Annotated in this window: 10 protein-coding genes; 6 read left to right on the top strand and 4 right to left on the bottom strand. The window is 71.5% G+C overall.

All coding sequences use genetic code 11. The annotated features are described in order from the left end of the window. Nucleotides 1-422 precede the first annotated feature (422 nt). On the bottom strand, nucleotides 423-2,411 hold the full coding sequence (locus KUM40_RS13675) for a family 20 glycosylhydrolase (RefSeq protein ID WP_254395064.1): 1,989 nt from the start codon (nucleotides 2,409-2,411) through the stop codon (nucleotides 423-425). A gap of 610 nt (nucleotides 2,412-3,021) precedes the next feature. Between KUM40_RS13675 and KUM40_RS13670 the strand changes: the two genes are divergently transcribed. The 3 genes from KUM40_RS13670 (at nucleotide 3,022) to KUM40_RS13660 (ending at nucleotide 6,117) form a co-directional block, all read left to right on the top strand. Beyond that, nucleotides 3,022-4,041, top strand: a complete 1,020-nt coding sequence (locus KUM40_RS13670; protein ID WP_217166107.1) for an AraC family transcriptional regulator — start codon at nucleotides 3,022-3,024, stop codon at nucleotides 4,039-4,041. A 100-nt stretch (nucleotides 4,042-4,141) separates the two neighbouring features. Beyond that, complete coding sequence (locus KUM40_RS13665) at nucleotides 4,142-5,269, top strand: hypothetical protein (protein WP_217166106.1); 1,128 nt, start codon at nucleotides 4,142-4,144, stop codon at nucleotides 5,267-5,269. Further along, nucleotides 5,266-6,117, top strand: a complete 852-nt coding sequence (locus KUM40_RS13660) for an SDR family oxidoreductase (protein WP_217166105.1) — start codon at nucleotides 5,266-5,268, stop codon at nucleotides 6,115-6,117. The genes KUM40_RS13665 and KUM40_RS13660 overlap by 4 nt, the downstream gene beginning before the upstream one ends. Nucleotides 6,118-6,162: 45 nt before the next feature. Here KUM40_RS13660 and KUM40_RS13655 read toward each other — a convergent pair whose 3' ends face one another. Together KUM40_RS13655 and KUM40_RS13650 are read right to left on the bottom strand one after the other, a co-directional pair. Continuing rightward, on the bottom strand, nucleotides 6,163-6,369 hold the full coding sequence (locus KUM40_RS13655) for a DUF397 domain-containing protein (RefSeq protein ID WP_217166104.1): 207 nt from the start codon (nucleotides 6,367-6,369) through the stop codon (nucleotides 6,163-6,165). After that, entirely contained in the window at nucleotides 6,366-7,289 is a 924-nt protein-coding gene (locus KUM40_RS13650; RefSeq protein WP_217166103.1) for a helix-turn-helix transcriptional regulator, read from the bottom strand. Before KUM40_RS13650 ends, KUM40_RS13655 begins: the two co-directional genes overlap by 4 nt. Nucleotides 7,290-7,446: 157 nt before the next feature. Here KUM40_RS13650 and KUM40_RS13645 point away from each other — a divergent pair, with 157 nt between their 5' ends. The 3 genes from KUM40_RS13645 to KUM40_RS13635 all read left to right on the top strand — a co-directional run bounded on the left by KUM40_RS13645 (nucleotide 7,447) and on the right by KUM40_RS13635 (nucleotide 10,283). After that, nucleotides 7,447-7,902 (top strand): ATP-binding protein, encoded by a 456-nt coding sequence (locus KUM40_RS13645; protein WP_217166102.1) that lies wholly within the window; start codon nucleotides 7,447-7,449, stop codon nucleotides 7,900-7,902. 135 nt (nucleotides 7,903-8,037) lie between these two features. Further along, the gene (locus KUM40_RS13640; protein WP_217166101.1) at nucleotides 8,038-8,265 is read left to right on the top strand and encodes a hypothetical protein; all 228 of its coding nucleotides are present in this window, start codon (nucleotides 8,038-8,040) and stop codon (nucleotides 8,263-8,265) included. 29 nt (nucleotides 8,266-8,294) lie between these two features. Further along, complete coding sequence (locus tag KUM40_RS13635; RefSeq protein ID WP_217166100.1) at nucleotides 8,295-10,283, top strand: family 20 glycosylhydrolase; 1,989 nt, start codon at nucleotides 8,295-8,297, stop codon at nucleotides 10,281-10,283. A gap of 108 nt (nucleotides 10,284-10,391) precedes the next feature. Here the strand turns inward: KUM40_RS13635 and KUM40_RS13630 are convergent, their stop codons facing one another. After that, nucleotides 10,392-11,477 carry a LacI family DNA-binding transcriptional regulator gene (locus tag KUM40_RS13630; RefSeq protein WP_374227379.1) on the bottom strand — a complete coding sequence of 362 codons (1,086 nt, stop codon included), beginning with the start codon at nucleotides 11,475-11,477 and terminating at the stop codon, nucleotides 10,392-10,394. Between the last annotated feature and the right edge of the window lie 252 nt (nucleotides 11,478-11,729).

Raw genomic sequence — 11,729 nt, 5'->3', positions numbered from 1 at the left:
GAGAAACTGGCCCGCAAGCACGGCAACAACTCCTTCGTACTGCTGCTCAAGGTCGTCAACTCACAGGCGTACGGCCCCGACGTCGTCGAACTCGTCGGCGACGTCACCCGGGCGGCAACCAGCCCCCTGCCCACCCCCGCGCCGACGTCCGGCAACTCCCACCGGGCCTGACCCGGTCGCGGAGGTTCGTCGCCGTTGTCCTGTTGCCGCCATGTCGGAGATCAGCGACCTGCTCTGGAACGACGGCACCGGAGCGTCCGCCTGTCGGGACGGGCCGCGTCATACCGTGGGCGGTCATCGAGCAGTACAAGTTGTCCCCGCGCCGCCCATGAGGCCCGCCACCCGCCCCTCCTCTCCTTGCGGCGTCTCGTGCCGACCTGGCAGTACGCCAATCCCGGTGGACCCCGGCGACGGTGAGCGGGTCAGCCCTGCGGGACCGCCCGGAGCCGGGTAGGCGCCGTCACGTCCGGTGCCGTCTGCAACGCCGTGCCGTCCGTGGCCCGCGTCGTCAGGCCGAGCTGGGAGACGGCGTTCACGAGCGTCACGGACCCCCGGCGCCCGGTCACCTGCCAGCGCTGGGTGCGCTTTTCCGCCGAGCAGGTCTCCTGGGAGAGTTCCGCCCCGCTCTCCAACGGCGCGCCGAGGTACCGCTTGCCGCGGTTGGCGTCCAGGCACAGTCCTGTCTGGGCCGACCGGAGCGAGTAGTAGCCGTCCGAGGTGGCCGCCACAGCCCACGTGGCGTCGTCGGCGGAGGTCAGGCCGACGGTGGCGCCGGCCTCCCGGGCCGTGGGCGCGAGCCGCTCGCCGTCGCGGACCAGCGCGTAGGTGCCGTCCGCGAGCGGCGTGCGGTCGGTGTTCGCCCATCCCGGAGCGTGTCCGATGCCCCGGGCCAGCTCCTCGAACCCCGCGTACGTGGCACTCGGCCGTGGTCCGCCCCAGGTGGCCTGGGCGATGAACCGCAGCGGCATGAACGCCTTGGCCTCGACCTCGTTCTCCGTCTCGGCGGCGGCGCTGTCCGGCCACAGACTGATCTTCGCGCCGGTGAGGTTCTCGGGCCGGGAGACGAGCGTCTCGCCCTCGAAGCGCAGCGGCGTCCAGCCCGACTCGTACAGGTGTCGCGTGTTCATGGTGTAGCCGCCGCGCACCAGGTAGAGCGAGTACGCGGAGTTCATCACCGGGCGTCCCTCGGCCAGGAGGGAGGACGGCTTCTGCGTCTCCCCGCCGCCGAGCCAGTGTTCGACTGCGATGTTCCGGTCGAGCGGAACGACGGTGTTGCGGCCGGACAGCCCGTCGTTCCACATGCGGAGGGTGCGGCCGTCCGCACGGACGTGGGCGTTGACCTGGTTGATGAAGTCGACGAACACGTCGTCCGGGGTGGCCCCGGCACCGAACTTCTCAGTGGCGTACGCCTGGAGCTGCGGGTAGTTCGGATAGGCGGAGCCGATCATGTACTCGTCCGCGCCCATGTGCCAGGTCGGGGTGTCCCACACCTCAAGGGCCTCGTCGACGAGGGACGTGTAGTACGCGAAGGCTTCCGGGCGGGTGATGTCGAGCCGCGGCGGTGACGCCTTGCCGTTCTTGTCCTTCAGTTGGAGTTCGGGGTGGTTCTCGAGGTACGGGTCCATGTGGCCCGGGGAGTTGATCTCCGGGACCAGTTCGATGTGGTAGCGCTCGGCCAGCGCTCTCAGGCTCCGGATCTCGTCCTTGGTGTAGTAGCCCCAGAACGCCGACTCCGGGTCCACGTCGCTCTTGACCTTCGCCTCGATCCACAGTTGGTTCAGCTTCTGGTACGCCATGTCGCGCATCAGCCGCTCGAACCACTCCATGGACACGTGCGTGTAACAGGCGCAGACGCCGACGCCGCGCTCGCGGTACTCGGGGACGTCGGTGGTGGTCCCGGCCGGTGCCGTACGGTCCTCGCGCAGCAGTTGCAGGGCCGTACGGGTGCCGTAGAAGACGCCCGTGGAGGTGGCGCCGGTGACGGTGAGCCGGTCGCCGGACTCCAGCCGGTATCCCTCGGTGCCCAGTTCCCGCTTCCGGGAGGTGTCCTGGCGCAGCACGATGTCGCCCGGCCGTCCGTCGCCGTGTGCGGCGACCACCGCGGGCGCCCGGCCCGTGGTCTCGCGCAGTTCGCGCGCGAACCTGCGGGCGTCCGCCCTGGTCCGGGCGTCGGCGTCGGCGAGCACGATCCGCGCGTGCCGGCCGAGCCGGAACTCGCCGGGCGCCGCGTCCCAGGTCCGCGGTGCGGGCAGTACCCGCGGCGCCGCCGACGCGTCGGACGCCGCCTGCGGTGTCCGTGCGGTGGCGGAGGACGCGGGGAGGAGCGCGACCATGACGCCGAGCAGGGCGCCGACCAGCCCGACGGCTCTCCGGCGTTCTCGGGGCGGACCTGCCGCCCGGTTCCTGAACATGTCTGTCCTGCCCTTCCGATGTGGTCTGTTGTGGGGGTCCGGACTGGACCCGCGCAGGTCAGTGGGGCCCGGGGGCGCCGAAGAGCTGCCGGTAGCCGGGCGAGGTGTCGGGCCGGCTCGGGACGACGCCCCGTACGGTGCCCTGGTTCACGAGTTCCACCGAGTCCGGTCCGACGCCGGACCGCTCCGCGGCGACGGCCGGCGCGATGGTGTTCGCGCCCCTTGCCTTGAGGAATCCGCCGGCAGGGCCGACAGTGCCGGCGCGAGAGAGGCCGCCACCGTCCGAAGCTCTGGAGGGAACGGACGGGAGCGTGGTGACGAGGCGTGCTGTCGGGGTCTGGCGAATCCCGATGTCTGCTTCACTGCGCCTCCGGTGACGTTGCGTCAGAGAATTCCTTCGAACCGTGCGCCGTGCCGGAACGGGCTGGGGCGGCCGCGCCGAGTCGGGCCGGCCTTGCGTTTCCACGGCATGGGCCCCATGCACGGAGACTCCCGGGAAAGGTCTCGACCAATGCACATACGCGCTTGGAAAGTCGCTACTTCTTGCAACTTCGAGCACAGTAGCCGCGCAGACACGGAGTGGTCCAGCCCCCGGAGTTAGCATGAGCCGATGGGCGCGATGATCCGGGGAGCGAGTCTGCGCGGCTTCGCACGGCTCGTCGAGGAGCTCGGCGGAACCCCCGGGGAGTACCTGGCGCGGTTCGCCATCCCGCCGGAGGCGCTCACCTCCGAGGAGGGGCTCGTGTCGATCACGAGCCACGACCTGATGCTCGACGCGGTCGCGCGGGAGCTGCGATGTCCCGACCTCGGCCTCCGGCTGGCCGCCGCACAGGATGTCGGCATTCTCGGCAGGCTGGCGCTGGCCATCCAGGCGTCCTCCACCGTGGCGGAGGCACTGGAGTGCGCCTCGCGCTTCATGTTCGTGCACAGCCCCGCGCTGAGCATCGGCGTGGAACCGGATCCGCGGGGCCGCCGTGAGGTGGTCGCGCTGACCTACCGGAAGGATCTGCGTGAGTCGCCGTACTCCCCGCAGGCCATGGAACTCGGACTCGGGCTCTTCTACCGGGTGGCGGTGACGTTGCTCGGCGGTCCGGCCGGCCTTCGCTCGGTGGAGCTGCCGCACCGGCCGCTGTCGCCGGTGCCCCGCTACACCGGGTTCTTCGGGGCGGAGGTGCGGTTCGGATGCCCCACCGCCGCGCTCCGCACGGAACGGCGGCTGCTCGACGAGGAGTTCCGCAGCGCGGACACGACGATCCACCGGCTCGCCCTGGACTACCTGACCAGTCACCACACCGATCCGGAGCGTCTGGTCTCCACGCGGGTCCGGCGGGCCGTGACCGGGATCGTCGGCGCAGGCCCCGTGACGATCGGCCACGTCGCGCGGCTCCTCGCGCTGCATCCCCGCACGCTGCAGCGCCGGCTCGCCGCGGAGTCGACCGGCTTCGAGGAGATCGTGGACGACGTACGGCGGGACGTGGCGCTGCGCCACCTCACCACCACCGACCTCCCGCTCGGGCAGGTGGCCGCGATGGCGGGGTTCGCCGACCAGTCCGGGTTCAGCCATGCCGTACGACGCTGGCACGGCGCCAGCCCCACCGAGGTCCGGCGCCGGGTGCGGGGCACCCACTGACTCCGGGATCGTCGCGCGACGCCAAGATTGTCGCGCCGAAACAAGTCCGGGCACTCCCCGAGGGGCATCCTGCTGCCCCGACGAGAGCGAGGAGTGGCCGATGCCGACGACCGGAACCGACCGACTGACCGCGATCGGGGCGCGACCGATCCCGGAGTTCGACGGTGTCCACGACGTGTGGCCGCGCGGCGAACGGCTGCGGGCGGTCCGCGAGGCCGCCGCGGCGTACAAGGAGCGCTTCAAGGCCCAGGGTCAGGTACGCGCGGTGAAGTCCGTGGACATCGCCGCGGCGCCGTATCCGGTGAAGTACGCCTTCCACGACGCCGTCTCGGTGCCGTCGCTCCCGCTGATCTCGATGATCAACCGCATGATCGTCGTGCAGTACGACGACTTCGACGGCCGGGCCCGCACGCTGGTCTTCGAGCCGACGGTGCCGGACGGCTCCGCGGAGGCCCCCTTCTACCGCAACCTCCAGAAGGTCACGGACAAGGTCCCCGGCGGCAAGCTCCTCGAGCGGACGGTCCTGAAGTACTACGCGGAGCCCGGCGACGTGCTGCGCCGGCTGGGGCTCACCGCCGACGACATCGACTTCTGCACCTTCGACCATCTGCACGTCCAGGACCCGCGGATGATCCTGGGATCCACCGAAGTCGTCGACGGGGAGTCGGCCCCCCGCGAACCGCTGTTCGGCGGGGCGCGGATGCTCGTGCACGAGCGCGAGCTGGCGACGCTGCGGTCCCTGCACCCGATGCAGTGGGCGTGGTACGTCGACGGCGGACTCGGCGGCGTCGACCCGGACAAGTTCGTCACCTTCGCCGGGGACGTGGAACTGGGCCCCGGCATCGCGCTGCTGTGGACCCCGGGACACACCGACGGCAACCACTCGCTGGTGATCAACACGCCGGACGGGGTCTGGGTGTCCTCCGAGAACGGCATCTCGCTGGACAACTGGCAGCCGGAGCTGTCCAGGATCCCCGGCGTGCGGCGCTACCACCGGGACTTCGGCCGCGAGATCTGCCCCAACGCCAACACCCTGGAGGACTCCCTCGACCAGTACGACTCGATGGTCAAGGAGAAGACCCTCGCCGACCGCTGCACGGCGGACCCGCGCTGGCTGCAGATCCTGCCCTCGACCGAACTGGCCCCGTGGAAGCGGTTCTGGCCGGTCGTGCCCACGTACGTCCACGGCGGCATCTCCTACGGCACGGTCAAGGGCGGCCGGCGATGAAGCACTCCCCCGCCGGCGCGGTGGTCACCGGGGCGGGCCGCGGCCTCGGCAGGCTGATCGCCGCGCTGCTGGTCGAGCGCGGCCACCTCGTGCTGGTGACCGACCTCGACGCGGAGGCGGCCCGCGCGGCGGCGGCCGAGCTCGGACCCGGCGTGCTGTGGGCGGCCGTCGACGTGCGCGACGAGACCCAGGTCGCCGCGGCACGGGACCGCGTCGTGGAGGAGGCGGGCCGCCTCGACGTGTGGGTCAACAACGCCGGCGTACTCGTGACCGGACCCGCCTGGGAACAGTCACCCGACGTGCGCCGCCTGATGCTGGAGGTCAACGCCCTCGGCACCATGAACGGCACCGTCGCCGCGATCGACGCGATGCGGGGCGGCGCGGGCGGTCACATCGTCAACGTCGTGTCGCTGGCGGGCCTGACGCCGGTCCCGGGCGAGGCCGTGTACGCCGCCTCCAAGCACGCCGCGATCGGCTTCAGCCTGAGCACCCTCGCCGACCTGCGCCTGGCCGGGATCAAGGACATCGACATCTCCTGCGTCTGCCCCGACGGCATCTGGACCCCGATGCTCCACGACAACCTGGACGACCCCGCCTCGGCCCTGTCCTTCTCCGGCAAGCTGCTCCGGCCCGAGGAGGTCGTCGCGGCGGTCCGCGAGATTCTGGACCGTCCACGTCCGGTCACCGCCGTACCCCGCCTGCGGGGGCTGCAGGTCCGCCTGGCGGACGCCCTCCCCTCACTCGGCCTGCGGGCGCTCCCGCTGGCGGTCGCGCGGGGCAGGCGGGTGCAGCGGAGGATGCGGGCACGGTCCGCTCGCGACGCGCGACGGGAGGGCACCGCGAACTGACCGGACGGGCCGGTCACGGTGGGCACAGCCCACCGTGACCTCGCCTCAGTCCTCGCGGTGCCCCGACGAGAACCGCACGAACCGGGCCCAGCTCGCCGGGCCGACCGCGAAGTCCGGACGGGTGACATCCTTGGAGTCCCGTACGCGGACGGCCTGTTCGGCGAACGCGATCTCCACACAACTGTCGCCCTGAGTGCCGCTGTAGCTGGACTTGAACCAGGCGAGTTCCGACGTACCGCTGCCGCTGCTCATAGCTCTCCTCGCAGTCGCTCCAGCAGGTCCCTGGATTCTCTGGGGTTCAGGGCCTGCGAGCGCAGTGTGTCATAGCGTCGGCAGAGCAGGCTCACCTCTTTCACGTCGGAGATCAGCCGTCCGTTCTGCTGCCCCTCGGAGTAGCCGAGCCGTCGTCCCTCCGAGGTCTCCACCAGTTGAACGGGCCCGTCCAGACACCCATGGAACTCCAGCTCCAACGGCACCACTTGCACCGTCACATTGCGCGGCGCCGTGAGTTCGAGCACATGGTCCAGCATGGTCGCCTGCACCCGCGCGCCGCCCAGCCCGCGCCGCAGGACCGACTCCTCCACGATGAAGCCGAAGGGCACGGTCGGCCGCTCCCGCATTATGGTCTGCCGCTCCATGCGGGCGGTGACCCGCTCTTGCGCCTGTTCGTCGGTCAGCAACGGGATGCTGTTGTCGAACACCGCCCGCGCGTACGCCTCCGACTGCAACAGCCCCGGCACCAGCCTGCACTCGTACGTACTCAGGCTCACCGCCTCCCGCTCCAGCCGGGCCCACCGCCGGAACCACGCCGCGAACCCCGCCTCCCCCCGCGTCAGATGCCGCGCGGCCCTGCGCAGCGCTCCGGTGTTGCCCAGCGCCTCCTCGGCCCGCTCCACGAAGGCCTGGTCCGGCATCCGGCGCCCCAACTCCACCGACTCCACGGTGTGCTTGGAGTACCGGACCCGGGTGCCGAGGTCGACCCGGCTGAGACCCGCGTGCTCGCGCAGTGCCTGGACCACGGCGCCGAACGTCCGCAGACTGTCCGACGGATGCGGCTCCCGCTCCCACTCCCCCGCCGGAACCGCCCGGACATCGGCGCTCTCCACCGCCTCCCCTTCCGGTCCGGCCGCCCTTTCGGGCCCGGCCTCCCCCTCGACTTCGACGATGTCCATCCGCCGCCCCTTTCTCCAGCCCTGTCGGCACCAGCACGTTCACCGCTCAGCGTGGCGGCCGGACCTGCGTACCGTCCACTCTTCGTGCCCGTACGCTGACTCCGCGTACGGAGCGCGGCCCTCGCGACAGGCCGTGGCCGCACGCCACCCTCGCCCCATGAACCAACCCACTCCCCAACTCACCGCACCCCACCTCACCTTCACGCAGTTGCTCTCCTCCACGCGACGCGGCGCCCGGCTCGCCCGGCTGCTCACCGTGGGCCGACTCCGGTCGTGGGGCGCTCCGCAGGGCCTGGTGGAGCATGCCGAGACGGTCGTCGCGGAACTGGCGGCGAACGCCGTGCTCCACGGCCACCTGCCGGGCCGCGACTTCCGCCTGACCCTCGTGTTCGACGCCCCACGCGGCCGCCTCCGCATCGACGTCACCGACGCGCGCGGGGACAAGTGGCCGCCGGCTCCGCACGCGAACGCGGTGCCCGACGCACCGCTCGGCACCGGAGGTCGCGGCCTCGCGCTCGTCGAGGCGCTCGCCGACCGCTGGGAGACGCTCCCCCATCCACCGGGCGGCAAGACCGTGCGGGCCGAGTTGGCGGATCCGTCCGCGACACCTTGACGGGTGGTCTACACCTCAATAGGTTTCCTCCCGCGTTTACATACGACGTCTGATGTCAGGTATCGCGGCTCGCCTCGGGCACGTACCGCGCGTCCGACTCGCGCCGCGACGCCTGCAAAGGGAGTGATCGCACTGATGCCACGCCGATCCACCGCACTGCTCACCACGGCCCTGCTCGCGGCCGGGCCGACCACCGTCCGCGCGCACGCCGCCGGCCACGGCGGTCACAGCGCCCACGGCAACCGCGGCGAAGCCGACGTCGCGCGGGGTTCCTTCGTCCCCGAGCTCACCGTGACGGGTCTCGCCCCCGACGGCGTCCGGACCACCTCCACAGTCACCGGCGACCGCGTGGACCTGCGATGAGGGGCCGGGCGCGCCGTACGCCGTGCGCCATGGCCGCGCTCGCCGTCGGGGCCCTGCTCCTGCCGCTCATGGCATCGTCCTCGGCCACGGCGGCCGCCCCAAGTCCGAAGGCGGCCAACCCCGCTCCCGCCGTGGTCCCCAGCCTCCAGGAGTGGCGGGGCGACCAGGGCGACTGGCGGCTGACCCGGCACAGCCGCGTCGTCGTCCCCCGCGCGCAGGCCGGTGAACTCGCCGACACCGCAAGGACGTTCGCCACCGACCTGTCCGCCCTGTCGGGCCGTAGCGTCCCCGTGGCCGAAGGAGTCCCGCGTCGCGGCGACGTGCTCCTCACCACGCGCACGAAAGACCAAGCGCTGGGCCCGGAGGGCTACCGCCTGACGTCCGCCTCCGCCCTGACCCTCGAGGCCCCCACACCGACCGGCGTCTTCTACGGCACGCAGACCGTGCAGCAGATCCTCAAGGCCGACCCCGACCGTTCCCGTGTCCCCCGGGGCACGGCGCGCGACTGGCCGCGGATGGGGCAGCGCGCCCAGATGCTCGACGTGGGCCGCAAGTTCTACCCGGTGAGCCACCTCAAGTCGCAGATACGGCTGATGGCCTGGCAGAAGCTCAACACCTTCCACCTGCACCTGACCGACTGGCGGGGCTTCCGCATCCGGACGGAGAAGTTCCCGGGTCTCGCCGCCGAGGAGTCGTACTCGGCGGCCGACCTGCGCGAACTGCAGGACTACGCGCGCCGCTACCACGTGGAGATCATCCCGGAGGTCGACCTGCCCGGTCACGCCACTCCGATCACCACCTACGACCCCTCGCTGCGGTTCTCCTGCGAGTCGATGGACAAGGCGCAGTGGCCGGGCGGTGAACAGGGCGGCTGGACCCTGGACATCACCAAGGAACACACCCGGGACTTCGTCCGCGAGCTGCTCGACGAGATCATCCCCATGTTCGACAGCGAGTACTTCCACGTCGGCGGCGACGAGATCGGCTACGACCCCGCCAAGTACGCCTGCCCCGAACTGGTCGCCTACCAGAAGGAACGCGGCTTCGCCTACCCGGGCGACGTGTTCGTGGACTTCCTCAACACCCTCAACCGCCAGGTCCGCGGCCACGGGAAGACGACCGAGGCGTGGGAGTGGTGGAACGTCTACGGGCAGAAGAGCAGCATCGCGCCCGACAAGAACATCGTGTTCGACACCTGGGTCAGCGACGACCCCTCCGCCCTCGCCGAGCAGGGCTACCGTGTCGTGGCGACGCCGGAGCAACGCCTGTACGTGTCCCCCGGCTTCGGCCGGAAGATCGGCGACTACGGCTATGTCGATGTACGCGCCGTCTACGAGGACTACGCGTTCCCGGCGCCGGACAACGTCACCGGCTACAAGGTCGCCCGCTGGTCGGACAAGGCGGAGGAACAGAGTCCCGAGTGGTTCGACTTCTTCGCCCGGCGCCCGCTCCAGATCCTCGCGGAGCGCTCCTGGGGCGGCCCGCGTTCCACGACGGTGTGGGAGTTCTTCGCGCGCGCCGACGCCATCGGCGGCCCGGCGCCGGGTGAGCCCACCGCCCTGCCCAAGTCCTCCATGCGGGTGACGTCCGTGGACAGCGAGGAGACCGAGCAGGAGCCGGGCGCCGCGACGCGAGCACTCGACGACAACCCGTACACCCACTGGCACACCGCCTACTCCCCCACCCCCGACGCCCCGCCGCACGAGATCACCGTCGACACCGGTGCCCGCCACCGTCTCGCCGGTTTCCGCTACCTCCCGAGGCAGGACGGCGGCACCAACGGCCGGGTGGGCGACTACGAGTTCAGCGTGAGCGACGACGGTCGGACCTGGCGCACGGTGGCCCGCGGCGCCTTCGCCGACGACCAGACGGAGAAGCAGGTGACCTTCGCGCCGACGACCGCCCGGCACGTGCGCTTCCGCGCCCTGTCCGCGACGAACGGCGGCCCGTTCACCAGCATGGCCGAACTCACCGTGCTCCGGGCGCCGGCCGGGCGCGCAGGGCTCTCCGCACCGTAGGCGCCACCGCCACCGCCCGGCCACCATCACCCCCGCCGTCCCGGAGCCCCACGCGAAGAGAGGAATCCCGTTGCGCAGAGGATCAGTTCTGGTCGCGACAGGCCGTGCTCACGGCCCGCGTCGGTCGGGAGCGTCGGCCCGTCCGGTGCTGGCGCGCACGACCAGCTCGGGTTCGACGGAGGCGGGTTCCGGCGCCGCGTCCGGGTCCGCGATGTGCCGCAGCAGGTGGGCGACCGCGAGGGCACCCATCTCGGCGAACGGCTGGGCCACCGTGGTCAGCGAGGGCGAGCAGTACTCGGCGAGTGCGATGTCGTCCACCCCGACGACCGAGATGTCCCGCGGCACCCTGCGGCCGAGCTCGTGCAGGGCCCGGATCACCCCGAAGGCCATCTCGTCGCTGGCCACGAACACCGCCGTGACGTCGGGGATCTTGCCGAGAACCAGCCCGTTGCGGTACCCGGAGGCGGGGGTCCAGTCCCCCTCCAGCACCGGTGGCACGGACAGTCCCGCCTCCTCCAGGGTGTCGCGCCAGCCGGCGCTGCGGCTGGCGGCGTCGAGCCACTCCTGGGGTCCCGCGACGTGCCAGACGGTCTCGTGGCCCAGCTCGATCAGGTGCCGGGTCGCCAGGCGGGCCGCCAGGGTCTGGTCGACGGCGACGATCTCGGTGGCCGGTGTCCTCGACCCGTCGACGGTGACGGTCGGCACCGAGCGGGTGAGCTGCTCGATCCTGGGGCTCACGTGCACCAGCGGCACTGAGAGGATGACGCCCTCGACGTCCTGCTCCGCCAGCCGCGACAGCGCGCCCTCGATGGCGGCGGTGTCCAGGGACGCGGTGGCGGCGGTGCTGACCGCGTACCCGGCCTCGCGCGCCGCGGCCTCGATGCTGAAGAGCAGGTTCGCGCGGGAGTAGAAGGTGGTCCGCAGCGTCACGACGCCGATCGTCCGGCTGCGCCCGGACGACAGCATCCGTGCCGCGTTGTTCTTGCGGTAACCCAACTCCTCGACGGCGGCGAGCACCTTGGCGCGGGTCGCCTGCTGGACGTTGGGGTGACCGGCCAGCGTCCGGGACACCGTCTGGGCGGAGACCCCGGCGAGCCGGGCGACGTCGGTCATCCCGGGCTGCCGCGCGGCGCCGTCGTCGGCCGTCCGGCTGCTCACGGGCGTCCTGCCGGCTCCCGGTGTTTCCGATGACATCGCTCGCCTCTCCAGAAGCCCGCGGCCGGTGCCGCCGGGTCGCAGGTGATGGTCCTGCCCAGCAGTCTAGCCGCGCAAGCCCTATTGGCATCGATAACAACCTCTGCCATAGTTCCCGCCAGCACGTGACTCCGGTTGCGTCGGTCACCTACCGACCGCCACAGCCGCTAGCCAGGAGACGGACGAGCCGCGTCGTGGCAGCGATAACAATCGTGGTGACCACGCAGGACGGCCCACTGCGCCCGGTTCGCC

It is taken from the genome of Streptomyces sp. AC512_CC834 (genome assembly GCF_019049325.1).
In the GTDB taxonomy this organism is placed as follows: Bacteria; Actinomycetota; Actinomycetes; order Streptomycetales; family Streptomycetaceae; genus Streptomyces.
Note: the sequence above shows the minus strand (reverse complement) of the source record. Positions and strands in the feature narration are given on the sequence as shown.

Bases quoted from the DNA above. Each gene is read 5' to 3' on its own strand.
- KUM40_RS13675 (WP_254395064.1), bottom strand. From the start codon at position 2,411: ATGTTCAGGAACCGGGCGGCAGGTCCGCCCCGAGAACGCCGGAGAGCC.
- KUM40_RS13670 (WP_217166107.1), top strand. From the start codon at position 3,022: ATGGGCGCGATGATCCGGGGAGCGAGTCTGCGCGGCTTCGCACGGCTC.
- KUM40_RS13665 (WP_217166106.1), top strand. From the start codon at position 4,142: ATGCCGACGACCGGAACCGACCGACTGACCGCGATCGGGGCGCGACCG.
- KUM40_RS13660 (WP_217166105.1), top strand. From the start codon at position 5,266: ATGAAGCACTCCCCCGCCGGCGCGGTGGTCACCGGGGCGGGCCGCGGC.
- KUM40_RS13655 (WP_217166104.1), bottom strand. From the start codon at position 6,369: ATGAGCAGCGGCAGCGGTACGTCGGAACTCGCCTGGTTCAAGTCCAGC.
- KUM40_RS13650 (WP_217166103.1), bottom strand. From the start codon at position 7,289: ATGGACATCGTCGAAGTCGAGGGGGAGGCCGGGCCCGAAAGGGCGGCC.
- KUM40_RS13645 (WP_217166102.1), top strand. From the start codon at position 7,447: ATGAACCAACCCACTCCCCAACTCACCGCACCCCACCTCACCTTCACG.
- KUM40_RS13640 (WP_217166101.1), top strand. From the start codon at position 8,038: ATGCCACGCCGATCCACCGCACTGCTCACCACGGCCCTGCTCGCGGCC.
- KUM40_RS13635 (WP_217166100.1), top strand. From the start codon at position 8,295: ATGGCCGCGCTCGCCGTCGGGGCCCTGCTCCTGCCGCTCATGGCATCG.
- KUM40_RS13630 (WP_374227379.1), bottom strand. From the start codon at position 11,477: ATGTCATCGGAAACACCGGGAGCCGGCAGGACGCCCGTGAGCAGCCGG.